The organism is Desulfobulbus alkaliphilus (assembly GCF_016918545.1).
In the GTDB taxonomy this organism is placed as follows: Bacteria; Desulfobacterota; Desulfobulbia; order Desulfobulbales; family Desulfobulbaceae; genus Desulfobulbus; species Desulfobulbus alkaliphilus.
The window spans coordinates 63,000-89,980 of the sequence record NZ_JAFFQC010000015.1; the positions used below are offsets into that span (position 1 = coordinate 63,000).

The following is a 26,981-nucleotide window of genomic DNA, read 5'->3' on the forward strand; positions in this document are numbered from 1 at the left end:
CCTGTATTCCCTTCTTTTTTTGACTTGTTGCCACAACTTCACCCTTTTGAATGTTTAACAGGGCAGTTGGTGCAGTGTAGAGATATTCGACAGGTATAATGTCATGGAACTAACTGTAATGACTCTGCTTTTAGCGCTGGTTAACCTTGTGGCCGGCTTGGTTGTCGGGGTGCTTCTGCGCAAGCGGTTGGTGGAAGGCAACCAGCGAAATATTGAATTACAGGGCCGGCAGATCATTGAAAATTCCATCAGCGAAGCCGAGCAGATCAAAAAGGAGGCATTGCTTCAGGCGAAGGAAGAAGCCTTTTTGATCAAGCAGGATGCCGAACGTGAACTTAAGGCCAACCGGCAGGAGATCAAGGAGGACCAGCGCAGATTAAATCGTAAATTTGACGATATCCAGCGCGAATTCCAGATTCTTGAAGAAAAACAGGCCAGTTTGAAATATCGGGAAGAGAACCTTGAAAAAAATGAAGGCAGGGTTGTCGAAAAGCAGAGCGAGTTGGATATACTGATTGATGAGCAGCGGTACAAGCTGGAACAGATCGCCGGGATTGACCGGGACGAAGCCAAGAAACAGCTGATGCTTTCCATTGAAAGCGAGGCCCGTATGGAGTGCGCCAAGAGGCTGTCCCGCATTGAAAATGAGATGAAGATCGAAGCCGATCGCAAAGCAAAAAATATCCTGGCCCTGGCCATTGCCCGCTATGCAGGTGATTATGTGGCGGATAAGACCGTCTCCGTGGTCCCCCTGCCCAATGAGGAGATGAAAGGACGGATAATAGGCAGAGAAGGTCGTAATATCAGAGCAATAGAAGCTGCCACCGGTATTGACATTATCATCGACGACACCCCGGAAGCGGTTATCCTGTCCGGATTTAATCCTGTTCGCCGGGAAGTGGCCCGGCTGGCTCTGGAGCAACTCATCGCCGATGGCCGTATTCATCCAGCCCGCATCGAGGAGGTGGTGCATAAGGTAGCGGAAGAACTCGAGGTCGGGATTCGGGAGTCGGGTGAGCAGGCGACCTTTGATGTCGGTGCCCATGGCTTGCACGTTGATCTGATCAACCTTATTGGACGACTTAAATACCGCACCAGTTATGGCCAGAATATCCTCCAACACTCTCTAGAGGTTGCCTTTCTCTGCGGGGTGATGGCGGCTGAACTGGGTCTGGATATCAAAAAAGCCAAACGTGCCGGTCTGCTCCATGATATCGGCAAAGCCGTGGATCACGAAGTCGAGGGTTCCCACGCCATCATCGGCCGCGATCTGGCCCGGAAATATGGAGAGGCCGAGGATATAGTCTATGCCATAGGTTCGCACCATGAAGATCTGCCGCCCAAAAGTGTCCTTGACGTCCTGGTGCAGTCTGCTGATGCCCTTTCCGGAGCCAGACCGGGCGCCAGAAAAGAGATGTTGCAGGGGTACGTGAAACGGCTTGAAGATCTGGAACACATTGCCAACGGTTTTAATGGGGTTGAAAAATCGTACGCCATTCAGGCTGGAAGGGATCTGCGCATCATTGTTGACAGCCAGAAAATAAAAGATGAGGAAACTACGCTGCTCAGTCGAGACATAGCCAAGGCCATTGAAGAGCAGCTGACCTATCCAGGCCAGATCCGGGTGACGGTCATCCGTGAGACAAGAGCCGTTGAATATGCCAAGTAACCGGGGGAAAACATGAAATCGGTAGATGAGCAGATTGCCCTGATTGAACGGGGGACCGTTGATTTTCATTCCAGGGAGGACCTGGTTAAAAAACTGACCAGGTCACTGGAAACCGAGGTCCCCTTGACCATCAAGGCGGGATTTGATCCAACCGCTCCGGATCTGCATCTCGGCCATACAGTCCTCATTCAGAAATTGCGGCATTTTCAACTGTTGGGCCATCAGGTACATTTTCTGATCGGTGATTTCACCGGTCTGATCGGAGACCCTTCCGGTAAGTCCGACACCAGGCCGCCTTTGACCCGTGAGGATGTGGAGAGCAATGCCGAGACCTACAAGGAGCAGGTTTTCAAGATTCTCGACCCGGAAAAGACCCTGGTTGTCTTCAACTCGACCTGGCTGGGACAGCTGACCTCCTATGATATGATTCGCCTGGCCTCGGAACTCACCGTTGCCCGGATGCTCGAACGCGATGACTTCAAAAAACGATTTGAGGCAAATAAGCCGATCTCGATTCACGAGTTCCTCTATCCCCTTATTCAGGGGTATGATTCGGTGGCCATGCAAGCTGATGTGGAGCTGGGCGGCACTGACCAGTTGTTCAATCTGCTCATGGGGCGTGATCTGCAGCGAAGCCGCGGCCAGGAACCGCAGGTGGTGCTGACCGTACCGCTGCTGGAAGGCCTGGACGGCGTCAACAAAATGAGTAAATCGCTGGGTAACTATATCGGTATCTCGGAACCGCCGGACACGATTTTCGGTAAGGTGATGTCCATCAGTGATGAGCTGATGTTCCGATACTATGAGTTGCTCAGTGACCTGTCCCTGGCGGAAATTGCCCAACTGCAGCAGGAGGTCGCCGCGGGCAATGTGCACCCCAAAGCTGCCAAGGTTGGCCTGGCCAAGGAATTGGTTGCCAGGTTTCATAACCAGCAAGCGGCGGATGAGGCGGAGCGGAATTTTGAACAGGTGTTTGCCCGGCACGAAACGCCTGATACGGTTGACGAGGTGCGGTTGATCGTCGAGGAAGATCAGATCTGGGTGCCGAAACTGCTGGTGGATGCCGGCCTGGTGAAGTCAACCTCCGAAGGTCGACGTCTGATGCAGCAGCAGGCGGTTTCCATTGACGGCAGCAAGGTAGAGGACAGCAACGCCGTTGTGCCCGCAACGGGAACATTGCTGCTCAAGGTCGGTAAACGACGCTTCTGCAGGGTTCTTTTCTCGTGATTGGTCTCCACGTGCAGGGATGAACAAGGGCTTTATCCTGAATCCGTGAGCGGGCGCTCAGGAGGGTGGCTGGTGAAAGTGTTTGGTAAGAATTTTCCTGAATTACACCCTGATTACAGGAAAATAAATCCTTTAAAGAATTCAGCCGTCACGGATTCAGGAAACAAAAAAAGCGGCTTTCCAGCAAGGGAAAGCCGCTTTTGTCGGTTGAATTTGGGGTTGTGATCAGTCCGTGGTGTCGGGGTGGGGCTTTTTTTCCCGACAGGTGGGGCATATGCCGGAGAATTCGACGTGATGGCCCATAATTAAGTAGGGTGTGGTCTCGGTGGCTTGGGCGACAAGCTCCTGAATGACCGGGACATCGATATCATCGACCTTGCCACAGGAAGAGCAGCGGATATGATAGTGATCTTCCGTGGTGGCATCAAAGCGTTTCTGAGTGCCGCCAACCTCCAGCTTGAGAATCATACCGCTGTCGGCCATCAAATCAAGGTTACGGTAGACCGTGCCAAGACCGATGCGCGGCAGGCGCTTGCGAACCATGTCATACAGTTCGCTCGCTGTAGGATGACTTGTTACTTTTGCCAACTCTTCCAGAATGATCTGGCGTTGGGTTGTCAGTCGGATCATGGGTGCAGGTGCGTTCATCGTCAGTACGGTATCCTTAAAAAAGTTTAGTGAATAATTGTTATCATAAAAATTTTACCATTCACTTTGTTTTTTTGTCAAGTAAGAAGGCTGTTCACAAAAAGTAATATGTTGGAAAAATGATCATCCGCGGTAAAAAAATCTGGCCACCGCTTATCCTCGCTCCCATGGCCGGCCTGACCCACTCGGCGCTGCGGACCCTTCTCCTTGGTTTTGGCGGGGTAGGTCTTCTCACGACCGAGATGCTTGCAGCAACCAGGTTGCCGGCGGAAAATCCTCACCTGTCACCTTACCTGGTGCGAACCGAGGCTGAATCACCGCTCGCCTACCAGCTGCTGCTGACCGGTGAGGAACATCTTCCCAAAGTGTTCGATGCGGTCCATCGTTTTCGAGCCGATATCGTTGATCTCAACCTTGGCTGTCCGGCACCTCTGGTCCGCAGAAGTGGTGGCGGCAGCAGCCTGATGGACAATCCTGCCCTGGTCCGGCGAATCGTCAGCTCTGCCAGGAAACAAACCCACCTGCCGTTAACCGCCAAGATCCGCCTTGGAGAAGACCTGGATGCGGTACGTCTTCGTGATTTCTGCGTCATGCTTGTTGATGAGGGACTGGATATGCTCACTGTCCATGCCCGATTGCGGCGGGAATCTTTTTCCAGGCCGCCTCGGTGGCAATGGGTGGCCAGAATCAAGGAATGGATTGATATTCCCGTCGTGGCCAATGGCGCCATTACTTCGGTGGCCAGTGCCCGGGCCTGTCTCGCCGCAAGTGGTGCCGACGGGTTGATGATCGGTCGTCAGGCAGCGGTGACACCGTGGATTTTTGCGACCATCGCTCGTGAGGTGTATGGAGCGGCAGTTCCAGAGACGGATATCTGGCTCCCCGGTGTGTATCGGCAATTTGCTCAGGCACTGATGGAGCGGTTCCGCCCTGAACGGCGGTTGGGACGGTTGAAGGAGTACACCCATTATTTTGCCGGTAATTATCCTTTTGGGCATCATCTGGCCAGTCGCGTCCAGGCAAGTGGTTCGTTCCCGGAGGCCTGTCAGCGGTCAGTAGAGTTTTTTGCCGAGAATGAACCTCGCTGGCAGAGACTGGAGACAGCTTGGTGGGAGTGGTTCGGATTTCAGGAGTGCAGGGCGGGATTATAGTAGCCGAAGCGGAGGGCGGGAAATGTGTTCCGCAGGGTCGCCAGCCAGGTGCGAATACCAAGGGGAGAACCGGTGGCCACATGGCCGATGACTTGCAGGTAGTGTTCCGGGTCCATGTTCAGGTTGCGCAGCTGAATCAGATCCGGGTGGCAGGAAGCAACCAGTTCAGAAAAAGCAGCATATTCCGCCGGATCGTCGGTGAATCCCGGGAGAATAAAGTAATTGAGTGAAACATGGCGGTTGTGGTGTTTCATGACCGCAATGGAGCGACGGACATCAGCCAGGGAAAATCCCCTGGGCTGATAATAGCGGTGGTGTCGTTCCTGTTGCGCACTGTTGAGGGAGATCCGGATCGAATCCAGACCGGCCCTGGCAAGGCGATCAACGGCATCCGGCAGACTGCCGTTGGTGTTGAGATTGATAGTGCCACGCCTGGTTCGAGAACGAATCAGGCGGATACTTTTTTCCATGATCCCGGCCTGCAGCAGGGGCTCTCCCTCACACCCCTGCCCGAAGCTGACGATGGGGTCTGGTGCGGACAGCAGATGATTCACCGCTACTTCGGCGATTTCCGCTGCCGAGGGGGTGAAGGTGATGCGATCCTGGGTTGAAGGGCAGCAGCCGGAGGTTTGGAGGGAAATGCAGCCGGCACAGGCGGCGTTGCAGGTCGGCGAACAGGGCAGGGGCGCTTCCCAGCGGCCAAGGAAATAATTCCGGGCCGCGGGGCAGCCGTAGGTCAGGCAGCATCGGCCCAAGTGCTGTACCAGGCGGTTGGCGGGGTGGTGTTGCAGCTTTTTACGGGTGCGGCGGTCAATGAGCCGCTGGTCGAATTGATCGGCATCCTGGCGGATATCAGGGTCGCTGCGGAAGGCCGTCGCCCAGAAGCGGCCCTTGCTCCACCCCACTGCGGTATAGGCGAACAAAGGCAGGACCGGCACAGGATCGGCAGCCTTTTGAAAAGCAGCCGTGTAAATGGCGGTATGGGCCGGGGCCATGAACGCGGCAACGGCCTGGACCGGTCTGCCGGAAGCAAACGGATCGGTTGCCAGCAAGGCTGGTTCGCCGCTCTCTGGTTCGATTCCTACCGGCAGACGGCCGGGCAGGGCAAACAGTTCGCTTCCAGGTGGCAGTTCAATCAGATCATCAGGCTGTGGTGCATTGAAGTGGCCGGCGGCATTGCCGGCCATATACAGGCCATCGTACTCGATGATGGTCCCGTTTTCAGTGGCAAACAGTAACGATGGAGTGGTTCCGGGGCGGGATACCGCCATGCCTTGCCCTTGGATTATCGGGGACGAATCTTGGTCAGGACGGAATCGACCGCTCGGTAAATGTCGAGGTCATCGCCGAAGACGTCCTGAATATTGGTATGGTTGATCAGGTCTTCAATGATGAACTGCGTCAGGTAGAGGCTGATGACATTGGGGTCAGGAGTCAGGTTGCGGATCGGAGCGATTTTGAACTGCATGTCAAACTCTTCCATTTCACTCATCCGCTGCAGTTGCTTTTCCATGACTTCTTGAATAGCCTGAACGGAATTTGTTTCAATGATATGTTGATCAAGCAGTCGTTGTACCAGAGAAACAGCTAGATCGGGGGCGAGCTCACGTGATTTTTTCAGCATGAACTGCCGTTCCCGTTCCCGTTTGCGATCAATGGCATCGATGGTTTTGTTGGTGCTGTTGCTGGGATTGATATGGCGGGCCATGGGGGTTTGCTCCTCGATGTTACAGCCCATGTGGCGGGCATTGCTTTATTTTGTATCGTCAATATTTTTGCCGATCTTCTGTTGTCACGGCAGGTCGGCCGGCATGCCGAGGACGAGAAACAACGAGTCGCGGCGGGAATACATACGCCCCGAAGGGCGGCTGGTGAAGGTTGTTATCAAGGATCCTGCTGTAATTGTAGGATGATTACAGGAAGATATATCCAGGATAAGCGTCCAGCCATTATGGATTCAGGTTGAATGCTTTTATACTGCACCTTGTGGTGATAAGCACTGCTTTTATACCCACTCCACGCTTTTTCTGGGGGTGGTTATATTACCTTGTGCTCACTGTGATAGAGACCGTGAAACCGGTCAACTGCCCTGTGAATGTCAGGATCAAGCTGCAGCCTGTACTGCTTGACATACTCCGCAGCCATGCGATGGGTATTGAAAATAGGGACATTTAGGCGCAGGTTATTGATGGCCCGTTGCATATAGAGATCCGGCTTTTGATAGAACATTTCGAGCACTTTGGGCAGTAACCGGTAGAAATCGTCAGCATCCTCGGTATACAGCAAGGATTCGGGTGCTTCACTGAGATCGGCCTGTTCAACCGGGCCTTCAAATCCGAATTTCCAGCCGGTTTGTCCCTGATGATAGCCCTCCACCCACCAACCGTCCATAATACTGATGTTGGGGACACCGTTCAGGGCCGCTTTCATACCGCTGGTACCGCTTGCTTCAAGTGGGCGTTTGGGGTTGTTGAGCCAGGCATGGACCCCGGCAACCATGAGTTTGGCGACCTGCATGTCATACCCGGTGATAAAGACCAGCTTACCCAGACCCTTGCTGCGGAGGTAGAGTTCTTCCTGATTGTCGAGGATCAGTTTGAGTACGGATTTTCCCGGTTCATCCGCGGGATGGGCCTTGCCTGCAAAAAGGAAATGCACTGGCCAGTTGTTGTTGACCAGGATCTCGGCGAGTCGTGGGATATCGTCGAAAATGAGGTCAGCGCGTTTGTAGGTTGAAAATCTGCGGGCGAACCCGATGGTGAAAACTCCCGGTTGCAACCAGTCGGATTCGGGAAGATGAGACAGGTGATTGGGCGGATCGATCCAGGTCTCCAGCATCTGTTCGCGGTGACTTTTGAGCATGGAATTGACAAATTGGAGCAGCTGCCGGTTGTCGGCATCCCAGGCGGAGCGCAGCGGTTCCATCAGCAGGGGAACATCTTCCTTGGTCAGCCTGGCAAAACATCCCGGATCCTTACGCCAATTGCTCAGGGAGGGGATAGGGTCGAAACAGCGGCGGCGGTTGTCGCTGATCCAGGTGAGATGATGAACGCCGTTGGTGATGGCCTTGATTTTTTCGGCAAAGTCTGGAAACTGCTTTTTGGTGACATCCCGGTGCAACCTGCTGACACTGTTGATAGCCCGGTTGAGCCGCATGGCCATGGCGGTAAAATTGTATTCGTGGCTGAATTCTTCGTCCTGGGCAAAAAGATTGAGAATACGCTGAAAAGCCCGATGGCTGATGGTGGCGTACAGGTCCCGGTCAAATCGGTCATGCCCTGCCTTGACCGGGGTGTGGATGGTATAGACGATTTTGTTAGCCACCCGGTTTGCCGCGGCGATGATTTCTGCGTCGGTCATGGTATCCTGAAACGATGGGCCCAGAGCCGATTGCAGTTCCTGGAAAATGAGATGCAGAGTAACTGTGACCCCATGCTGTTCATTGAGGTGGATCGTATCGATGGAGAAGTTGAGCGCTTCGAGCAGGGGCAGGATGGCAGCGCCGAGCATGCGGCGTTGGTTGGCCTTGATAACGGTCGACTTGGCGTTATAGAGTTGGTGTGCTGATTCAGTGACCCAGGGCGGCGCGTCGGGCAGGCTGTAGTCAATCAAGAACTGGGGGACAAAGTAATCAAGGAGGTCGTTGATTTCCATTTTCATCCAGACCCGGGCGGGGATCAGGGTCGGATGGTGTTGGCCGTTGAAAAAAGGAATGGCTATTGTCAACGGTTGGTCAGGGTTGACCGGGTCTTTGAGCTGAAAAAGGGTTGGCGTCTCTTCAGGAGTCCAGCGGGTAGCGTGATCGATCTGGCCGATTTTAGAATCAACGATCTGCGAAAAATAACCCTCACGGTAGAGGAGACTGACCGCGACAACCGGTATGCGGAGATCGGCAAAACTCTTTAAGGTGTCACCGGCCAGAACCCCGAGACCGCCGCTGTAGTTGGGGATTTTCCGGGGACCTTTGAGGTATCTTTTCAACAGGGCGCTGACCCGTTGGTCGCTGCTCTCGGTGAAACCATGCGTTTCCATGTAGGTCTTGACCGGATGGAAAACGTCCGGGTCGGCTCCGATTTCCATGGAGACATAAGCTACCGCATCGGTAGCGGGATCTTTCAGCTTTTGCCAGACATCATCGAATATTTTTTGTGAAATACCAAAAAAGGTGCCGAAGGGGCAGGTGGAGAGCAGGTGGGTGGCAGTGGCGGTGTTGTTGGTTTGGGCTGCATTCATGTATTAATTCTGATTCTCGGGAAGGAATGGCAAAAGACGATATTTTTGTATGTAAACAGTAAATCTTAGATAACCAGCACTTTTTTTGCAAGAGAAAATAAAAGTTTGTTGACCAGCGTGACTTGGTCAGGGTTGTTCTGTCAGGGTTCTGTTTCAGGAGGGTATATGAGGGAATCGGTAAAAAAGGATTGTATTTCTCCAAGGGCGAAGTAAATTAAAACAGCTTGTTACTTGTTTAACATCAACCGTTATGGAGAAGGGCAATGAGCAGTAAAAAATGGGTGTATCTGGCAACGTCGGTGATGCTCATACTTGGCCTTGGTTTTTCAGGCTGCAGCAAGAAAGTACCGGAAACTGTGCCGCCGCCGCCGCAGTTCACGGAAACTGAAGCCGCCGGGGTTACCGAGCCACTGGATACCGAAGAAACCGGTATCATGGAAGGGCGGACCTCGGGACCCATGGTACCAGTGTATTATGAATTCGACAGTTCAGCGATCATTGGCGAGCAGGTGCAGCGGATAGAGTTTAATGCTGAATTTCTCAGAGACAATCCTGATATCAGAATCAGGATAGAAGGCAATTGTGACCCGCGGGGCACGAGGGAATACAATCTCGCCCTCGGTGAACGTCGTGCCCAGGCAGCAAAGAGGTATCTGGTCAATCTCGGGGTCAGCCCAGAGCGCATGAACACCGTCAGTTTCGGGGCGGAGAAATTATTGCTGTATGGGCATGATGAGATTTCCTATGCCCAGAACAGGCGGAGTGATTTCGTCATTATCAATTGATAAGATATCACTGGTTGTGCATGTTCATCCAGAATCGAGATAAAGTGTACTGGTGAATGCAGTTGCAGGCCAATAAGGGGGCATGCTGCGGATCAGATGTGCGGGTACAGCAAAAAAGTTAGGAAAAATTGCTGGTTCTGGATGGGCACTCGTCAAAGCCGGGTGGAACGCGGGCTTCCTCCCGGTTTTGTTTTTTCAGGCTCTCAACTTCCAGGTTTGGCTCGACCAGGCCTGGCGGTGAAAAGAGAAATTGTTTTTTAAAGGATTGAATATGTTGAAAAAAATGAGAAATTTGGTTGGATGGCTTGGTGTGTTGATGATTACGGTTGCTGGTTGCTGGCAGAGCCAGGCCTGGGCCGCTGAGACCAAGATTGGAGTGCTCGACATGCAGAAGGTGTTGGCAACATCCTCAGCCGGGCAGAAGGCACAGGAATTGATCGAGCAGCGCATGGAATCACTGCAAACCGATTTCAGAAAGCAGGAGGGCGATCTGCTTAACCTGCAAAGTGAGATAGAGAGAAGAAGTTCAGCCTGGAGCGATACGGTTCGCCAGGAAAAAGCCATGGAATTTCAGCAAAAGCGGCGGGATCTCCTGGAAAAACAGGAAGAGGCCAAGATGGAACTGCAGAAATTACAGGAAAAGCATGTCAACCCTATTCTGCAGAAACTTGAGGGTGTGGTTGAGAAAGTGGCCAAAGAGAAAGGCTATGCACTGATCCTGCCGCGCAACATCGTGCTGCATGCCTCACCCGAAGTGGATATTTCCGATCTGGTCGTCACCGAACTGAACAAAGTACTCAAATAAATCAACAGCTTTTGTACAGCAGTGAACAGATCCTTTGAAGACCTGCAGCAGCTTATACCGCGACTGAGTAAAGCCCGGGTGCTTGTCATCGGTGATATCATTGTCGACCATTTTCTCTGGGGAACGGTTTCGCGGATATCTCCCGAGGCGCCGGTTCCGGTGGTCAATGTGCAGCGAGAGGATCTGCTTCTGGGAGGCAGTGCCAATGTATTGCGTAATATTGTCTCTCTTGGTGGCCAGGGGGCGCTCTGCGGTCTTATCGGCGCGGACCCCATGGGGAGGAAAGTGGTGGATCTGGTCACCAGCCTCGGTGCGTCCACCGAGGGGCTGGTGGTCGGGCAACGACCGACAACCGTCAAAACCAGGGTGGTAGCCCAGGGGCAGCAGGTTGTCAGGTTTGACCGCGAACAGACCGGTATCCCCGCTCAACAGTCGCTTGACGCTCTTCTGGCCTACCTGAAGCAGCATGTTCACACCTTTGACGCGGTCGTGGTCTCGGATTATGCCAAGGGTATGATCAATGAGCAACTCATGACCAGCCTGCATCACCTGCTGCATCGAGTTCGAAAGAAGGAAGGTCGTCAGCTGCCGCTGATTGTCGATCCCAAGCCGTCCAATATACATTGTTTTGTCGGTGCCACCGTCATTACCCCCAATCATCTCGAAGCGATGCAGATAAGCGGCATACGCATCGAGGACGATCAGAGCCTTCTGGCCGCGGCTCGCCAGATCCGTAAGGATATCGGCTGTTCAGCGGTGCTCATCACCCGGGGGGAGGCAGGGATGGCACTGTTGGGGAGCGATGACGTTCTGGTGACCATTCCCACCATGGCCAGAGAAATCTACGATGTGACCGGCGCCGGTGACACCGTGGCGGCAACCCTTGCCCTGGGGTTGGCTGCCGCTTGCTCGATGGATGATTCCGCTGTGCTCGCCAATCACGCCGCGGGGGTCGTGGTCGGCAAAGTGGGTACGGCCAGTGTCTCCACGGGCGAACTTATCACCGCTCTCGGACGATTTTGTTTTCCGGATCCAGGTGCCCGTTGATCAGCGCTTCGTGTGCGGATAAGCAGGCAGCCAGGTCCGTGTTCAGCTGGGGCGCATGTGATCCCTTACACCTTCACTGTTTGTAGAGACGATAAAGCAATGCGACTGCGAAGCATGACCGGCTTTGGCCGTGGTGAGGCCTCGGAAGACGGCCGGACCTGGGTGGTTGAGGTGCGTACCGTCAACCACCGGTTTCTGGATCAACGGGTTCTTCTGCCCCGACTTTTTGCGGCTTTGGAAGAACCGGTGAAAAAGGTGGTGGCCGCTGCCTTTGACAGGGGCAGGGTCGACATCAGCATCAGTCTGCTGGGCTCATCCGCTGTTGTCCCGCATCTCAAGGTCAATGAGACGGTTGCCCGCCAGTATCACCGCTGTCTGCGGCAACTGGTTGAAGACTACGGCCTGGAAGAGGATATCCGCCTGAGCGACATGCTCACCTTGCGTGATGTCATCAGCCTCGAAGAGGGGAATCCGGACATGGATACCGAATGGCAACTGATCAGCACGGCCCTCGATGCGGCCCTTGCCGATTGCGACAGCATGCGTGAGCGGGAAGGCACTGTTCTGCGGCGGGAGTTGTTGGACCGTCTGGAGAAATTCGAGGTCATCGTCAGGCAGATAGAAAATCAATTGCCGGAAGTGCTGCGGCAACGCCAGGCTGATCTCAAGCTCAGGATTGAAAAAGTACTGGACGGCTTTGACCTCGACCCCCTGCGTCTGGCCCAGGAAACTGCGATCATGGCCGATAAAAGCGACGTAACCGAGGAACTGACCCGGCTTGAGAGCCATATCGCTCAGTTTCGTGCCTTTTTATCCGCTGATGAACCGGTGGGCCGTCGATTTGACTTTCTTCTTCAGGAATTCCTTCGTGAGGTCAACACGCTGTCCTCGAAAATCGCCAACGCCTCCATCGGTCATCTCAGTGTGGAAATGAAAAATGAAATCGAAAAATTACGGGAACAGGTGCAGAATGTCGAATAGCGGCACGAGGGAATTCGGCGGGGTAACGTTGCCGATGCCATTCCGGTCACCGTTTTCCGGAGGGGATTGAGCATGGACTGCAGGCTTGTCAATGTCGGTTTTGGCAACGCGGTGACAGTCAGCCGCATCCTGGCGGTGGTTCATCCCGGCTCCTCCCCCATCAGGAAGTTGAAAGATGATGCTCGTTCTGAAAAGAAACTTATCGATGTGACGGAAGGGCGCCGCACCCGGGCCATCATTATTCTCGACAGTGGCCATCTTGTCTTGTCATCCGTTCAGCCGGAAACCATCAGTCAGCGTTTACTCGCCCTGATCCAGGACCAGCGCAATCCCTCGTTTTTGCTTGAGAAAAATAAACATGAGCAACAGGATGGCTAGCGGCCTGCTCCTGGTTCTTTCCGCACCCTCGGGATGTGGCAAGACCACGATTGTCAGGAAAGTCATGGCCACGCTGCCGGGACTTGTTTTTTCGGTGTCGCATACCACCCGGCCGGCGCGGGCCGGTGAAGTCGACGGCGTCCAGTATCATTTTGTCGATGAGGCGGCTTTTCTTCAGATACGGGACCAGCAACCCTCGGGCTTTCTTGAATGGGCCCGGGTGCACGGCAACCTGTACGGTACCGGGGTTGAAACCGTCCGTCAGTTGCAGCAGACAGGCTGTGATGTCATTCTCGATATCGATGTGCAAGGGGCCGCGCAGGTTCGGGAACGAGTCCCCGCGGTGTCCGTCTTCATTGCTCCTCCCTCCATGCAGGAACTCGAACGGCGCTTGCGCGGTCGGGGCACGGAAGAGGGCGCCATCCTCAAGAAACGTCTGGACAATGCCGCCAAAGAGATCGCTGCTGCCGGTAAATATCAGTACCTGATCGTCAACGATCGGCTCGATGAAGCAGTGGAAACCTTCCGCAGCATCATCATTGCCGAACGTAGCCGCCAGCGGCGGACCCTCTCCGGCCAACCCGTACAGCTTGCCTGTTCAAATCGGCATTGATGAAGACAGTAAAAAAAGGCGGCAACGAGTTGCCAGGTGGGGAGCCCGAAGATTTGATCTGGGGTATCAATGCCGTTGGCGAGGCCCTGCAGAGCAGCGCTTGCATCAGTGAGTTGTTTGTCCAGCGGGGCAAGGCCGGTCCTCGTCTGCAGCAGCTAATCGATCAGGCGAGAGCAGGTGACATTGCCATCCGTTTCGTCGAGCCTGACAGAATGCCGGTCCCCCGGCACACCCGGCACCAGGGGGTGGTGGCCCGCCAAAGCGAGGCCCCCCCAGTCTCCCTGGAGAAACTCCTGGACGGTCTCAGCGAAAAGGAGACTCCCGTTCCCCCTCGGCTGCTGGTGCTCGATTCCATTCAGGATCCGCGTAATCTCGGCTCCATTCTTCGCTCGGCACTGGCCGCGGGGTTTGTCAATGTCATCATGACCCGGGAACGCTCCGTGCCGATAACCGGTACGGTGGCCCGGACCTCGGCCGGTGCTTTAGCTCATCTCCGACTCTGCCGGGTGGTCAATCTCGCTGAAACCCTGCGCATTCTCAAGGAGCATGGTTTCTGGATTTACGGGGCGGTGGCGGAAAGCGAAGTGGTCTCAGTGTACAATGTTGATTTTTCCGGACCGATCTGTCTGGTCATCGGCAGCGAGGGCAAGGGTATCCGGCCCCTGGTGAGGAAACAGTGTGATATCCTGGTCACCATTCCCATGTGCACCCCGTTCAATTCGCTCAACGCCTCGGTGGCGGCCGCCATCCTTATGTTCGAAATCAGCCACCGCATCCGCTGACCCCTCCCTACAGCAAGATATATTCCTGAATCCGTGAGCGGATGCCCCGAAAGGGCGGCTAGTGAAAGGTATTTTCAAGGGTTTTCTGCTGCAATTACAACATGATTACAGCATGATATGCCCAAAACAAGAGTCGAGCCGTCACGGATTCAGGATATTCAAAACAAGAATCCAGACGTCACGGATTCAGGATTTTTTCTTCAACTGTGTTTTAAGCAGATCTCCCAGGGTCCCCATGGAGACCGGTTCCTTGCTCACCGGTGGCGGGGCCGGTTTTTCCTCCCGACGATGATCCTCCGGGGCGGTATAATCCTCTGGAGCCAGGGCGATACGTTTCTGGGTACTGTCAACGGATTCGATTTTCACGGTCAGATCCTGTCCAGCTTCCAGCACCTCCCGGGGATGATGGATTTTGCGACCGGCACCGAGTTTGGAAATATGGAGGAGGCCGTCAACGCCCGGTTCCAGGGTGATAAAGGCGCCAAAGGCGGTGAGCCGTGACACCCGGCCCTGATGGATCGAGCCGGGGAGATATTTTTCACCGGCCTTGTCCCAGGGGTTCTCCATGGTTTCGCGCAGGCTCAGAGAAATCCTATCCTTGTCCCAGTCCAGCCGTTTGACCACCACCTGGACCTGCTGCCCCTTGCTGAGGACGTCGTCCACCCGGTCGATCTGCCCCCAGGCGATTTCAGAGATGGGGATAAGGCCATCCACCCCGCCAATGTCGACAAAAGCGCCAAACTCCCGCAGCGAGGTGACGGTGCCGCTGACCTCCATCCCCTCGGTGAGCCGTTCCTTGAGTTGCTCGCGCTCTTGAGCTCGCTGTTCCTCCAGCACTGCCCGTGAGGAGACAATGACATTTTTCCCCTGGTTGCTGAATTCGATCACCTTAAAGGCAAAGGTCTTGTCGATGTATTCCTCTGCATTGTCAACTTTGCGGATATCCATCTGTGAATAAGGGCAGAAGACCCGCTGGCCGGCCATGGTCACGGCAAAGCCTCCCTTGATTTCCCCGGTCACCTTGCCTTCGATCGGAATCCCGGTCCGGCAGGCTTCTTCCAGGGCCAGAGATGAGGCACGACCGGATCCCAGTCGGGTGGTGAACAAGGTTTCACCGCTTCGGGCGCCGAGAAAATAGACGCTGAGGGATTCACCCGGAGCGGTGGTCAGTTCACCGGCTTCGTTGCGCAGTTCGGTTGCGTCGAGGATGCCCTCGCTCTTGCCGCCGATATCAAGGAAGATGTTGTCGCCGCTGATACTGACAACCACGGCCTCGACCCGGTCACCCGGCTGCATGGTCGGTCGGGAAACGGTTTTTGCCTGGAAAAGGTCTGCAAAGGATTCGTCACTCATAGTTCTCTACGGGTTCAAAAAAATGTATCCGACGGTTGAGGTCTGATTCTTTCCCCTCCGCCAGCGCTGCCGCCATTCCCCATCGGGAACGATTCAATCATTCAATATCAGTTTATCGCCCACCACGATCCGGCGGACTGAAAAATTACTGGTCTCCAGCAGGGCAAAAGCCGGTTCTGCATCCTTGCCGAGAAGATCGCCGGGATTGATCAACAGGCACTCGTTGATCTGTTCCACCGCATAGATATGGTCATGGCCGCAGCAAACCAGGTCAAAGGCGCCGGAGCGGGCCAGGTCATGAGCCGGTTCCGGGTAATGCTGCAGCGCGATACGCAGGGGGCCGGCGGTCAGTGTCCCGTGAAAGCCATGGTGCAGGATGTTGGCCATGGCTGTACATCGGGTGGCGATGAGATGCTGGTCGCCGGCATTATTGCCGTAGATCAGGTGCACGGGTCCTTGAAAAGCCCGCAGGTGGTCGAGCATGAAGGGAGAAATAAGATCACCGCAGTGAATCAGCAGTTCGGCATGCTCCTGGTTGGCCCGTTTGACGGCGCGCTGCAGATTGGGGATATGATCGTGGCTGTCCGAGATGATGGCAATACGCATGGACGTCAAGGGGCGTGGACGGCCAGGGCAAGGCAGGCGTCCTGATCCTGAAAGAGAAGACCTTTTTCGGCAAGATCGGCAAGAAAGTGTTTCAGTTGCTCCTCTTTAACCCGGTTGAAGGTTTGCAGCAACTCCTTTTGCCTCACCGGCTGCCGGCACTGCAGATAAATTTTGCGGGACAGACCGCGCAGTCGGTGGTGCAGTGTCGGCTGACCGGCACGTTCCTGCCTGATGAGGAGGAAGTCGCTGCCGTCACGATAACAAAGAGCAGGTTGTCGAGGGTCACGCCGGTTGTGGAAGTCCGTCCAGGCCGCAATCTGGCGACGCACTGGGGCCCAGAGTTTTTTCTGGTGTTGCCGATCGCCGCGGTACGATTGAATCAGCATGTCCACCTGGCTGAGGAAATACGCGGGAAACAGGATGCGGTACTTGGGGTGGGTGGTAACGGCTGTCAAGCCGAAGCGGCGTGGCTGGCTGTGCACGGGGCTGCCCAAGCCAAGGAAAAAGGTTGCCACCTGCAGAGGCGGGTACGGGAAGACCGCCTGCAGAGCGGTCATGGTATCCGCCACCTCCATTGTGGTTGAACCGGGGAATTCGAGGATCAGGTTGCCGGAAAGACGTATGCCCTGCTCCAGGGCGAATTTCATCGCGGCAATGTTGTCCAGCACCCGGGTCCCTTTGTTCATCCGCTCGAGCAGGGAATTAGAGAGGGCCTCGATACCCACTTGAATTTCGGTGAGACCGGCTTGACGGCACAGGGCATACTGTTGAGGGTGCTGCATGGCCCTGACTTCAGCAAAAAAACGGAACTCGGCCTGCTCATCGGCCATGTACTGAAAAAAAGAGCGAGCTGCATCAGGAGGCAGGGCGTTATCGGTGAAGGAAAAGTCAAGGCATTGATATTGCTTCGCCAGACTTTTGACTTCAGCCGCCATCCGCTCCGGCTTCTTGGTGCGATAGCATTGCCATTGCAGATTGAGATTGCAGAAACTGCAGCGGTTCCACCAGCATCCCCGGGAGAATTCAATGGGTAGTTGCGGAATGAAGGGGATAGCGCAACGGCTCAACTCGAAAAAATAGTCGGAGTAATCTGGGGTTGGGAGAGTGTTGAGATCCGCCACTTCCCGAGCGGATGAATGCGCTGATGTCGACGGGGTTTGCGCAGCAGAGAAGACAGTCTCCTTGGGGAAGGGTCCCCTGCCGAGGAGAAAGGTTGCCAGGTCGCGGAGCGGTTGTTCCCCTTCGCCACTGATCAGGTAGTCCACGGCAGGGAAGACGGTATGCAGTGCTGTTCCCATTTGCGGGGTACAGCTCGAACCGCCGAAAACAATGGGCAGGTGCGGACGGAGTTCCTTGATTTTTTTTGCAGCCCACAGCGAGGCGGTCAACTGGTTGAAGCAGACCGAAAAACCCACCAGCAGACATTCGGGGCACAGCTCCCGCTCAAGAAAGTTGGTCAGTTGCTTTTCCAGATCAAGGAGCAGGGACGGGTAGGATGTCGGATCGGTTTCCTTCAGTTCCCGTTGAAAAAGCCTGCCTGTCTGTTGGCGCTGTTCGGGGAACAACAGGCCGCTGTAGAGGGCTTCACCGGCCCAGCCGTTGACAGCGATCTGCTGGTACCGTTGCGTGCCGATTGCCGCCGCTACCTCCAGGGAGGGGTGGCGGACAGTGATGGCCATGTCTTCGAGGTGTTGACCCAGATAACTTTTGAGAGCACTAAGCTGGATGGACGGGCGATTGAACAGCGCCCAGGGCATGGAAATCAGCAGAAGCCGCATGGCAGCGATCTCATGGACGGATGATTTCGGTGCTTGGCTGCAGGTCAAGTTCAAGCAGGGATTGGCGCAATTGCGGATCGTCTGCCGGCAGGGCATTGAAGCGGATTTCAGTGAATTGCAGTTCGGTGAATGTCTCGAAATGATCCTCCATCAGCAAGCGCTGCATGATCATATCGGTATCGAACCACAGCTGGATCCGCCTGATCTGAGGATGAGGCTGTCTGGGGGTGAGCAGAATTGCCTCGAAAGTATCGGGTGCCGGCGTCAGCCTGAAGAAGGGGTCCGGCGGCTCGGCCGCAAAGGCCTCGAGCAAGCTGCGGGTTCCGGTGAAAATGGCGTACGTGATGTCAGCTTCCAGGTCGTCGATGGGCGAAACAATGAGTTGATTATCCTGAGGGGTGTAGATGAACAGTTCGTGACCGTCGTTGATGATGGTCTGGATGGTAGGTTCAGTGTAATTCCAGCGCATGATGCCGGAGATTTCCGAAGTGAGGGCTTCGCTGTCCCCTTCGCCGGTTGGACGGAAAAAAACCGCGTTGCCGGCACCTTCTCTGATGCGACCACTGGAAAAAGTGGCCTGGGAAAAATCGAATTCCAGACTTTGCAGTTCCATGTACTGTTGTTCGAAATCGAGTATACGCTGGTCCAGGGTGGAAGCAGCTGCACATGAGGGTGAAGGAAAGGCAAGGAGAAGCAGCAGCAGGAGGCTGAAGCAGGCCATGAGTGAGTTAAACATCGCTTTGTTCCAAAAGGACGGGGCGTCCGAAAATTTTTCCGGCCAGGGCGTGGACCGGCGCAGGGGTGTCGGAAACAAAAAAACGGCTGGGGGTTTCCGGTGCATAAAGCGTATTGCGCAGGGTAGTGTCCTGGTCGAGAATTTCTTTGAGATGCAGGGCGACTTCAATGGATGAGTCGATTATATGTACTCGGCGACCAATACGTGGGGCAATCGTTTTTTTGAGGAGAGGGTAATGGGTACAACCGAGGATAAGGGTGTCGATCTGCTTGTCGCGCAACGGATGCAGATATTTTTTGACGATCATTTTGGTTTCCCGCCGCTCCAGCCAGCCTTCCTCAACCAAGGGGACCAGCAGGGGACAGGCCTGACTGTACACCTTGCATTCCGGCCGGAGGGCATGAAGGCGTTGTTCATACAAACCGGCATTGATGGTGGCCCGGGTGCCGATGACACCGATCCTGTTGTTGCTTGTCACCGCCGCGGCTTTTTTCACCGCCGGAAAAATAACATCAATGATTAATTGGCTGTATTGCCGGCATAAAGAAACCGAAGCGGCGCTCGCCGCGGAATTGCAGGCAATAACAATGATTTTTGCCCCCTGGCGAAGAAGAAAATCCGTATTGTGATGTGAATATTCTGTGATCATGGCCGGACTTTTCGAACCATAGGGTGTCCGGGCCAGGTCGCCCAGATAGATCAGGGGAAACCCCGGGCAGAATTGCTCAATGGCGCGGGCAACAGTCATGCCGCCGACACCGGAATCAAAGATGCCGATCATTGTCTCTCATTCAGTGGCTGATTTGCAAAAGACCTTCACCCTTGAGCGTTTGTCCGTTTGTCAGCTTTGTCGTTTGTGGTCGTTTGATTGAAGTGCACTTTAACGGAGGATTACAGGCAATGAAGATGGCGTGCGGACAGGCGCTCACGGATTCAGGCACAGGTTTTGTACCTGCCCGGTTTATTACGCTTCTGTATTGCAAACAATCATGGGTGCCTCATATTTGTGCAGACGTGGCTGTCCGCTGTTGATCTTCCATGCGGGCAACTACGTCCGTGCAAAGATGGGGCGACTATGACCGCTTATTGCACACCGGCACCTGGAATAAGGGGAGCAGAACGGCAGTGGCGGTCCATCCTGGCAATGCAGCCAGGGGGATATTTATGTGAATCCATTCGGATATACAGGCGTGGCGTCCGTAATGGAGCCCCGTTTGCGGGCGGCTGCGACCGGGAAAAGAGGGGTGGCAATGATCGCTTCCTCTGCTTCTTTCAGTGCTTATCAAGAAATGTTTCTATTCCCCAGACTCTTTGCCGCGCTGTCAAATGTACCCCTTGAATAGTATCCTGGATCCGTGATTGAGAGCAAAAAATTTTACTTGTGGATGGACACTATTTATTTTTATCCTTGGAGCGTGCTTCAATTGATTTGCGGAGGTTGACCGGCAAGCCCCGCTCCTTTCCCGATTGTGAACGTTTTTCGGAAAGTGCTTTCGAGCAGAGCGGTTGTCGAGCGGTGAATCCGTATTTTTTACGATATTCCTTGGAATTGAGCCCATGAGATTTCAGATGCTTCGGGGAGAGCATCTTGAATTCCTGTCCGCATTCCAGGCAGACGATTTTATTTCTCTGGATGGATTTCTTCGCATCCATAACAGGACCGGATTCCTCTGGTTCCCTTTCAATGTTCGACAATTCAGAATCCTGCAGAGATTTCAGGGTTTGAAATGTATCGTTCAGTGCCGCCTTTATTTCATCGGTGGTCATCTGTTTACTGCTGATTTGCGACTGAATGATCTCGGCAGTCATTTCAACGAGTGATTTACTCATCATATTCTCCTGGTTATGAAAAAAATGGGTACAAATAATAATTTTAACATGTACAAGGAAAAAGATAGATCAAGTTTTGACGTATTGCAATTGTTTTATCTGTTGGCCCATTAATTTTTAAGGATGCATGTTCTGGAACTCTTTCAAAGATTTTCAAACCAGGCCGCTGCTGAAAATATTTATTTTTATCTAATCAATTAAACATGCACCGGATGTGAGGTTACAAGAGTCGTACCTGTTTCTTGAAGTTGTTGACCAGTGTCTGTCCAGAAGTGGTTGCCCATTCTAACTTTTTCCTGGATCCGTGAGCAAACGCCCGAAGGGTGGCTGGTGAAGGTTATTATCAAGGATTTTGTTACTATTATATTGTGATTACAGTAAGATGTTTTTCTAAAAAAAGCGTCAAGCCGTCGCGGATTCAGGCTTTTTCTATGTGGACAGTCGCGCCCGTGCAGAGATGGGAGGTGCCTGCGAGCAAGGAGAGCCTGGGCTGTTTGTCGATTGCCAGCGAATGGAGAGCTGTTGAGCAGGGGTAAATTCCTTTTGTGGAGTTGACACCGAAGGTGGGAAACATTAAATTTGTTCTATTTCAGACTACGGTTTCTTTCTTCAACGTACTATATATAACTTGTGTGAGGTGCTCCTATGCCAGTCTATGAATACGAGTGTGCGGGTTGCGACAAGATCTTCGAGGTTCAGCAGAGAATTGCCGATGAACCGATTCGGATCTGCCCGCAATGCGGTGGTGAGGTCCGTAAATTGATTTCCATGAGTTCTTTTCAACTGAAGGGTAGCGGGTGGTACACGGACGGCTACTGTGGTTCTACCAAAAACAAGGAAGATGCTCCTTCCGTACCAGCCAAGGACACTCCTGCCGCACCTCCTTGCCAGGGCGGGGCCGGAAGCTGTCAACAGTGTCCGGCTGCAAGTTAACAAAGGATGCTTTTTCAGAAACAGCTCTATTCACCAGGCTTGTGATTGCGCTGGCCAATGATCCAGGTTCCCGGGTCAGGCAGTCATCGACCTGTGGCCGGTGAACGTTTTTGCGCTGTCCCATTATCCCTTGATAGGGTGTACCTCTACCTACGGTTCTATTTTTCAACCCGCCTCCCTGGAGAACAGAATAATTCGTTTCAGGAGAGACACTGAGGGATTTTTCCCCGCGACCCGGTGCTTGCGCCGGGTTTTTTTGTCTGTGATGAGTGATTTGTGCTTTCTCAACTTCAGGAGTCACTCGATGCGGGTAATGGAGGTATCCATCACCTGGATCCGTGAGCGAACGCCCCGAAGGGCGGCTGGTCAAGGGTATTATCAAGAATTCCGCTGTAGTAATTATGATCTGATTACAGCAAAATATATCCCCCAAAACAAGAGTCAAGCCGTCACGAATTCAGGCATCAGGGAAGCCGATCAGTTCATCGCCGGGTTGCGGGATTCCTGAGACACGACTTGGCAGCAAAGATCTGCCGATCCTGATTCCTTGGGAATCACGGTCTGGTAATGATCGCCATGGCATCACCATAGGAAAAAAACCTGTACCCTGCCGTCACAGCCAGGTTGTAGGCATCCAGGATCCGGGGTCGGCCCGCCAGGGCCGAGACCAGAAAAAGCAGTGATGACCGGGGCAGGTGAAAATTGGTGATCAGGTTGTCCACCACCCGGAACTGATATCCCGGATAGATATACAGGTCGCAGGGGCCAGCCAGGGCCTGGACCTGCCCATTCGGGTCGGCGGCAAATTCCAGGGTCCGAACAGTCGTAGTGCCCACGGCCCAGATGCGGCCGCCAGCCGCCCTGACTCGATTGATGGTTGCCGCGGTCGCGGGCGAAACCTCCACCATCTCGCTGTGGATGACATGATGGCGGATATCCGTAGTGCGGACAGGGGCGAAGGTGCCGTAGCCAACGTGGAGGATTATTTCAATCACCTCGACCCCTTTTTCTTTGATGGCGGTCAGGAGGTCGTCACTGAAATGCAAGCCGGCTGTGGGGGCGGCAACCGAACCGGTTCGGCTGGCGTAGCGGGTCTGGTAGCGATGACTGTCTTCGCCGAGGCTGCCGTGGGGACGGTTGATATAAGGAGGCAGAGGCATCTGGCCGTGTTTTTCCAGGAGCGCTTCCAGCGAATGACCGTGTTTTTTCCTGAACAGGAGACTCACATTGGCTTTGCCGTCCTCTTCGTAGCTGTTGACGCGGGCGCTGAGGCTGCTGCTGAAAAGGAGCAGGGAGCCCGGTTGTGGCCGTTTTGAACTCTTGATCAGGGCGGTTGCCGAGGCCTCGCCAAGGTTGAGGGCAGTATTGGCTGGGGGTACGCATCGAGGGAATTCGAGCAGAAACAATTCCACCTTGCCGCCGGTCTGCTTGCAGCCGGATAGACGTGCCGGGAAGACTCGGGTGCTGTTGACCACCAACAGGTCGCCGGCCCGCAGATAAGAAAGGATGTCGCTGAATCGATGGTGGGCTGGAGAGGCCTCGGTGGTATCCAGGACCAGCAGGCGGGATTGATCGCGCTGTGGTACCGGATACTGGGCTATCTGTGCGGGAGGAAGATGATAATCGTAGGCTTCCAGGAAATGGGTGTCTTCTTTGCTCATAACAGATTGCAGCTGGACAGGGCTGGGTGATTTTCTTGCAAAGCGCGATACCCTACAGTACATTGTAAGCAAAGTCCAGCAACCGCTCCCGTCGCGGCTGCTGGATAACGTAATCGCTTGCCCCCTGGATCCGTGAGCGAACATCCCGAAGTGCGGCTGGTGAAGGTTATTGCCAAGGATTCAGTTGCAATTGTAACCTGATTACAGCAAAATATATCCCAAAAAGGGTCCAGCCGTCACGGATTCAGGTACACGCTATCCATAAGGACGAATTCTTGCAGGAACCCACCCCTCCGGATGATGAAGCCTCTACCACCAATCCGCGGAAGCGCTCCCCGCTGCAATCCTCAATGTACCTGATCACTGCTGCGACCCCGTTTGAAATGGATGCCTATCTGCAAGCCGCCGGGCAATCATCGTCCACCCGGCAATTAATCACCGGGATCGGTCCGGTGGAAGCAGCGGTGCGGACAACTGTTTTTCTTGCTGATATCGATATACCGATCCGCGGTGTCATCAATATCGGCGTTGCCGGGGCCTATCTCCATGAGGTCCAGGGTCCCCGGGTACTGGATATCTGCCTGGCAGACCGTGAGATACTGGGCGATTTCGGGATCTGCAGTGCCGAGGCGGTGGAACCGTTGCGTGGAGAAGCGCTGGACATAGTGGATACCTTTTCCCTGGAAAATGATCTGCTCTTTGCAGCTGAAGTCCAGTTGGCAGCCCTGGGCATCGCCTACCAACGGGGTTCCTTCATCACGGTCAGTTGTGTCAGCGGTTCACGGCAGCGCGGAGACCTGCTTGGGCTGCAGTACCAGGCCTTGTGCGAAAATATGGAAGGGGCGGCAGTGGCCAGGGCCTGTCTCCAGTTCGGCCTACCCCTGCTTGAACTGCGCTGTATTTCCAACCTGGTGGAGGACCGTGACCTCCAACAATGGCAATTGAAAGAGGCCTGCCGTCGGTGTGGCGTCGTCGCGGCCGTGCTTGTGGAGGGGTTACCCAATGATTGAACAGCAGCCGATTTCCATTGGGTTTTCACCCTGCCCCAATGATACTTATATTTTCAATGCGTTGGTGCATGGCAGGGTGCCGCTGGAACGGGTCCGCTTCAGTGAACCGCTGCTCGAGGATGTGGAAACCCTTAATCTCTGGGCTTTGCGTGGTCGGCTCGATGTGACCAAACTCTCCTTTCATGCCCTGGGACATGTGCAGGAGACCTATACCCTGCTGCAAACCGGTGCGGCCCTTGGGCGAGGCTGCGGTCCTCTGCTGGTCACCGGGACTCGCCCTAAAGTGGCGAGCATCGCTGACTGGAAAATCGCCATCCCCGGGGCCTGTACCACGGCTGCACTGCTGATGCGGTTGTATCAGCCGGCCTGGAACCATCCAGTGGTCCTCCCTTTTGATCAGATCATGGCTGCCGTTGCCGAAGGCCGGGTTGATGCCGGGGTCATCATCCATGAGAGTCGATTTACCTATCAGCAGCACGGGCTGCACTGTATCGAGGATCTTGGTGAATGGTGGGAACGGAGCACCGGTCTGCCCATTCCTCTGGGTTGTATCGCGGCCAGGTCAACCTTGGGGCCGGAGGTGCACCAAGAGATCGATGCGGCCATTGCCGCCAGTATCCGCTGGGCGGATGCCCATCCTGATGAAGGTTTTGCCTATATACGATCACATGCCCAGGAGTTGGAAATTGACGTCATCCGCAGCCATATAGGCCTGTATGTAAACGATTTTTCACGAGAACTCGGTGATGAAGGCAGAGCCGCGGTGCAGGAGCTGCTGCGCCGGGGTGCGGAGGCCGGGCTTTTTTCCGGACCACCACACACGCCATGACCACGATTGTCCCGCCACCTGTCGGCCCAGTCTGGGGTTGTGTCCTCATTGGCGGCAGAAGCCGGCGCATGGGGAACAGACCCAAACACCTGATTCGTCAGGAGGGATGCTCCTGGGCGGAGCGGACAGTTGCTGTCCTGCTGCGGAACGTCGAGCAGGTGGTCATCGCGGGGCAAGGGGTACTGCCTCCTTCCCTGACCACTTTACCGCGGGTGGCTGATGTAGCCGGTCTTGGCGGACCGCTCGCCGGTATCCTGGCCGTTTTCAGGGCCTACCCCGGGGTGTCCTGGCTGGTGACAGCCTGCGATCAGCCTGATATCGAGGGAGAGGCCCTGCAATGGCTGCTTGCCTGCCGGCAGCCTGGAGTTCTCGCTGTTCTGCCCGACCTGAATAATGATGGTCGGATTGAACCGCTCCTGGCGTATTACGACCAGCAGTGCCGCCACGTTCTGGAAAAAATGGCCGCCTCCGGGCAGCGGCGAATGAGCAGCCTGCGGCATACTGCCGGCGTTATCACCCCGCAACCCCCGGCGACTATTCGCTCCTGCTGGCGGAACATCAATACACCCCAAGATCTTGCCGCCCACCCAGCGGCCATGGTGTGTACCCTCCCGGAGGCCTGCTGATGCGCCCGCCGCATGCCTCCATTAATGATTACCTGACCTGCGAATCTGTATTTTGCCGTCATAACAATGAGGTAGTAAGGTGGTAAGGTGGTAAGGTAGGGTGGGCACAGCAGTACCGTGCCCACGCGGTGATCGGGTAGGATGAACACGACCGTATCGTGCCCATGCGGCGAGCGAGGCAAGGGCCAACAGCAATAACGATGACGATAACGACCACGATAATGAAACAGGGCCTGGATCCGTGAGTAAGGTAGGGTGGGCACAGCAGTACCGTGCCCACGCGGTGAGTGAGGCATGGAGCAACAGCAATAACGATGGCGATATCGACCACGATAATGAAACGACAGGCAAAAGGCGGCTGTTTGCCTGTCCTCAGGTAAAAAATTGCGGGGGATACAGACTCAAAGGAGGATGTTGTGCACCTGAACCAAAGGGAGCAGAGGCACCATGACGTACCGCCTGGGATCGTCGGGGATATGGAGCGATTCTTTGTCAACGTTGTTGCCGAATGCCCCTACGGGCTGGACCAGACCGCAATCTATCATCAGGCGGTGCCCGGTCGGCTCGATGAACAGAGCATGGGGGAATTTCTTGCCCACGGCTACCGACGTAATGGCAACTGCATTTACAATATGCGTTGTCCCCAATGCAGCCTCTGTGTGCCGATACGCTTGCGTCCCAAGCGCTTGCGTCTGAACCGCAATCAACGCCGGGTCTGGCGCAAGAATCAGGATGTTGCGGTCGAGATTGCCCCGCTGACCATGTCCCGCGAGAATCTGAACCTGTTGCAGCGCTTTCTTTCCAACCGCTTTCCAGCCGGCCGCAGCTTGGCGGAAAGTTATTATTCCGGTTTTTTCATTACCAGCATCAGTCGTTGTTTTGAAATCCGCTATCGGGTCGGTGACCGCTTGCTGGGGGTGGCCGTGGTCGATGGCAGCCCTTCCTGGCTCAATGCGGTCTATTTTTATTTTGATCCGGAATTCGGCTGGCGCAGTCCGGGAACCCTCAATATCCTCACCCTCAACCATTTCTGTACCAGCCGCAATATCGAGCACCTCTACCTGGGCTATTGGATCAAAGACCTGGTCGGCATGCACTACAAAACCGCCTTTCGCCCCCACGAACTGCTGCGCGACGGCACCTGGCGCGAGCAGCCCTGAAACCGTTGCCACCGCCAAAAACCAGGGATGCTTCCCTTTTTTTCAGGGCATAAAGGAGTACATCCCCGCAAAGTTAAAAAATAGGGGAAGTGTCCCTGGTTTTTGCTGGTTTTTGAAACCTCACGAACCCAGGCAAAGGA

27 protein-coding genes are annotated in these 26,981 nt (G+C 54.6%); 16 read left to right on the forward strand and 11 right to left on the reverse strand.

Annotated elements, in window-relative coordinates; all coding sequences use genetic code 11:
* The first annotated feature begins 103 nt into the window (after positions 1–103).
* Both rny and tyrS read left to right on the forward strand, forming a co-directional pair.
* Positions 104–1,669, forward strand: coding sequence for a ribonuclease Y (rny, locus tag JWG43_RS09675; protein ID WP_205242714.1), 1,566 nt, complete (start codon positions 104–106; stop codon positions 1,667–1,669).
* A 12-nt stretch (positions 1,670–1,681) separates the two neighbouring features.
* Positions 1,682–2,896 (forward strand): tyrosine--tRNA ligase, encoded by a 1,215-nt coding sequence (gene tyrS, locus JWG43_RS09680; protein ID WP_205242715.1) that lies wholly within the window; start codon positions 1,682–1,684, stop codon positions 2,894–2,896.
* Positions 2,897–3,121: 225 nt separating this feature from the next.
* On the opposite strand, the gene JWG43_RS09685 is transcribed toward tyrS, so the two are convergent.
* Positions 3,122–3,544 carry a Fur family transcriptional regulator gene (locus JWG43_RS09685; RefSeq protein WP_205242716.1) on the reverse strand — a complete coding sequence of 141 codons (423 nt, stop codon included), beginning with the start codon at positions 3,542–3,544 and terminating at the stop codon, positions 3,122–3,124.
* Positions 3,545–3,663: 119 nt separating this feature from the next.
* Between JWG43_RS09685 and JWG43_RS09690 the strand changes: the two genes are divergently transcribed.
* Positions 3,664–4,695 (forward strand): tRNA dihydrouridine synthase, encoded by a 1,032-nt coding sequence (locus tag JWG43_RS09690; RefSeq protein ID WP_205242717.1) that lies wholly within the window; start codon positions 3,664–3,666, stop codon positions 4,693–4,695.
* On the opposite strand, the gene JWG43_RS09695 is transcribed toward JWG43_RS09690, so the two are convergent.
* The 3 genes from JWG43_RS09695 to glgP form a co-directional block, all read right to left on the reverse strand.
* The gene (locus JWG43_RS09695; protein WP_205242718.1) at positions 4,671–5,966 is read right to left on the reverse strand and encodes a radical SAM family protein; all 1,296 of its coding nucleotides are present in this window, start codon (positions 5,964–5,966) and stop codon (positions 4,671–4,673) included. The genes JWG43_RS09690 and JWG43_RS09695 overlap by 25 nt on opposite strands.
* Positions 5,967–5,980: 14 nt before the next feature.
* Positions 5,981–6,433, reverse strand: coding sequence for a hypothetical protein (locus tag JWG43_RS09700; RefSeq protein ID WP_240193504.1), 453 nt, complete (start codon positions 6,431–6,433; stop codon positions 5,981–5,983).
* 299 nt (positions 6,434–6,732) lie between these two features.
* Positions 6,733–8,928, reverse strand: coding sequence for an alpha-glucan family phosphorylase (gene glgP / locus JWG43_RS09705; RefSeq protein WP_205242719.1), 2,196 nt, complete (start codon positions 8,926–8,928; stop codon positions 6,733–6,735).
* A gap of 263 nt (positions 8,929–9,191) precedes the next feature.
* Between glgP and JWG43_RS09710 the strand changes: the two genes are divergently transcribed.
* The 7 genes from JWG43_RS09710 (at position 9,192) to rlmB (ending at position 14,319) form a co-directional block, all read left to right on the forward strand.
* Positions 9,192–9,713, forward strand: coding sequence for an OmpA family protein (locus JWG43_RS09710; RefSeq protein WP_205242720.1), 522 nt, complete (start codon positions 9,192–9,194; stop codon positions 9,711–9,713).
* A gap of 271 nt (positions 9,714–9,984) precedes the next feature.
* Positions 9,985–10,518 carry an OmpH/Skp family outer membrane protein gene (locus tag JWG43_RS09715; protein ID WP_205242721.1) on the forward strand — a complete coding sequence of 178 codons (534 nt, stop codon included), beginning with the start codon at positions 9,985–9,987 and terminating at the stop codon, positions 10,516–10,518.
* Positions 10,519–10,539: 21 nt separating this feature from the next.
* The gene (gene rfaE1 / locus JWG43_RS09720) at positions 10,540–11,565 is read left to right on the forward strand and encodes a D-glycero-beta-D-manno-heptose-7-phosphate kinase (RefSeq protein ID WP_205242722.1); all 1,026 of its coding nucleotides are present in this window, start codon (positions 10,540–10,542) and stop codon (positions 11,563–11,565) included.
* Between the two features lie 99 nt (positions 11,566–11,664).
* Positions 11,665–12,546 (forward strand): YicC/YloC family endoribonuclease, encoded by an 882-nt coding sequence (locus JWG43_RS09725; protein WP_205242723.1) that lies wholly within the window; start codon positions 11,665–11,667, stop codon positions 12,544–12,546.
* A gap of 72 nt (positions 12,547–12,618) precedes the next feature.
* Positions 12,619–12,924, forward strand: a complete 306-nt coding sequence (locus tag JWG43_RS09730; protein WP_205242724.1) for a DUF370 domain-containing protein — start codon at positions 12,619–12,621, stop codon at positions 12,922–12,924.
* A complete protein-coding gene (gmk, locus tag JWG43_RS09735; protein ID WP_205242725.1) occupies positions 12,917–13,537 on the forward strand; it encodes a guanylate kinase in 621 nt (206 codons plus the stop codon). The genes JWG43_RS09730 and gmk overlap by 8 nt, the downstream gene beginning before the upstream one ends.
* Positions 13,537–14,319 (forward strand): 23S rRNA (guanosine(2251)-2'-O)-methyltransferase RlmB, encoded by a 783-nt coding sequence (gene rlmB, locus JWG43_RS09740; protein WP_205242726.1) that lies wholly within the window; start codon positions 13,537–13,539, stop codon positions 14,317–14,319. The genes gmk and rlmB overlap by 1 nt, the downstream gene beginning before the upstream one ends.
* A 186-nt stretch (positions 14,320–14,505) precedes the next feature.
* On the opposite strand, the gene rpsA is transcribed toward rlmB, so the two are convergent.
* The 6 genes from rpsA to JWG43_RS09770 all read right to left on the reverse strand — a co-directional run bounded on the left by rpsA (position 14,506) and on the right by JWG43_RS09770 (position 20,625).
* Entirely contained in the window at positions 14,506–15,672 is a 1,167-nt protein-coding gene (rpsA, locus tag JWG43_RS09745) for a 30S ribosomal protein S1 (RefSeq protein WP_205242727.1), read from the reverse strand.
* Between the two features lie 93 nt (positions 15,673–15,765).
* On the reverse strand, positions 15,766–16,278 hold the full coding sequence (locus tag JWG43_RS09750; protein ID WP_205242728.1) for a YfcE family phosphodiesterase: 513 nt from the start codon (positions 16,276–16,278) through the stop codon (positions 15,766–15,768).
* Between the two features lie 5 nt (positions 16,279–16,283).
* Positions 16,284–18,056 (reverse strand): RiPP maturation radical SAM C-methyltransferase, encoded by a 1,773-nt coding sequence (locus JWG43_RS09755; protein ID WP_205242729.1) that lies wholly within the window; start codon positions 18,054–18,056, stop codon positions 16,284–16,286.
* A 10-nt stretch (positions 18,057–18,066) separates the two neighbouring features.
* Positions 18,067–18,792 (reverse strand): LolA family protein, encoded by a 726-nt coding sequence (locus tag JWG43_RS09760; protein ID WP_205242730.1) that lies wholly within the window; start codon positions 18,790–18,792, stop codon positions 18,067–18,069.
* The gene (murI, locus tag JWG43_RS09765; RefSeq protein WP_205242731.1) at positions 18,785–19,573 is read right to left on the reverse strand and encodes a glutamate racemase; all 789 of its coding nucleotides are present in this window, start codon (positions 19,571–19,573) and stop codon (positions 18,785–18,787) included. Before murI ends, JWG43_RS09760 begins: the two co-directional genes overlap by 8 nt.
* Positions 19,574–20,184: 611 nt before the next feature.
* Positions 20,185–20,625 carry a Ros/MucR family transcriptional regulator gene (locus tag JWG43_RS09770; protein WP_338033255.1) on the reverse strand — a complete coding sequence of 147 codons (441 nt, stop codon included), beginning with the start codon at positions 20,623–20,625 and terminating at the stop codon, positions 20,185–20,187.
* 642 nt (positions 20,626–21,267) lie between these two features.
* Here JWG43_RS09770 and JWG43_RS09775 point away from each other — a divergent pair.
* Both JWG43_RS09775 and JWG43_RS09780 read left to right on the forward strand, forming a co-directional pair.
* Positions 21,268–21,555, forward strand: coding sequence for an FmdB family zinc ribbon protein (locus tag JWG43_RS09775; protein WP_205242732.1), 288 nt, complete (start codon positions 21,268–21,270; stop codon positions 21,553–21,555).
* A 304-nt stretch (positions 21,556–21,859) separates the two neighbouring features.
* Positions 21,860–22,063: a hypothetical protein gene (locus JWG43_RS09780; RefSeq protein WP_205242733.1), complete on the forward strand. Its 204-nt coding sequence runs from the start codon at positions 21,860–21,862 to the stop codon at positions 22,061–22,063.
* A gap of 46 nt (positions 22,064–22,109) precedes the next feature.
* Here JWG43_RS09780 and queA read toward each other — a convergent pair whose 3' ends face one another.
* Positions 22,110–23,216 (reverse strand): tRNA preQ1(34) S-adenosylmethionine ribosyltransferase-isomerase QueA, encoded by a 1,107-nt coding sequence (gene queA / locus JWG43_RS09785; RefSeq protein ID WP_205242734.1) that lies wholly within the window; start codon positions 23,214–23,216, stop codon positions 22,110–22,112.
* Between the two features lie 275 nt (positions 23,217–23,491).
* Between queA and mqnB the strand changes: the two genes are divergently transcribed.
* From mqnB to JWG43_RS09805, 4 genes are all read left to right on the forward strand, one after another.
* Entirely contained in the window at positions 23,492–24,226 is a 735-nt protein-coding gene (gene mqnB, locus JWG43_RS09790) for a futalosine hydrolase (RefSeq protein ID WP_205242735.1), read from the forward strand.
* Positions 24,219–25,055, forward strand: a complete 837-nt coding sequence (locus JWG43_RS09795; RefSeq protein WP_205242736.1) for a 1,4-dihydroxy-6-naphtoate synthase — start codon at positions 24,219–24,221, stop codon at positions 25,053–25,055. Before mqnB ends, JWG43_RS09795 begins: the two co-directional genes overlap by 8 nt.
* Complete coding sequence (mobA, locus tag JWG43_RS09800) at positions 25,052–25,681, forward strand: molybdenum cofactor guanylyltransferase (RefSeq protein WP_205242737.1); 630 nt, start codon at positions 25,052–25,054, stop codon at positions 25,679–25,681. Before JWG43_RS09795 ends, mobA begins: the two co-directional genes overlap by 4 nt.
* Positions 25,682–26,097: 416 nt before the next feature.
* Positions 26,098–26,841, forward strand: a complete 744-nt coding sequence (locus tag JWG43_RS09805; RefSeq protein ID WP_338033256.1) for an arginyltransferase — start codon at positions 26,098–26,100, stop codon at positions 26,839–26,841.
* Positions 26,842–26,981 lie beyond the last annotated feature (140 nt).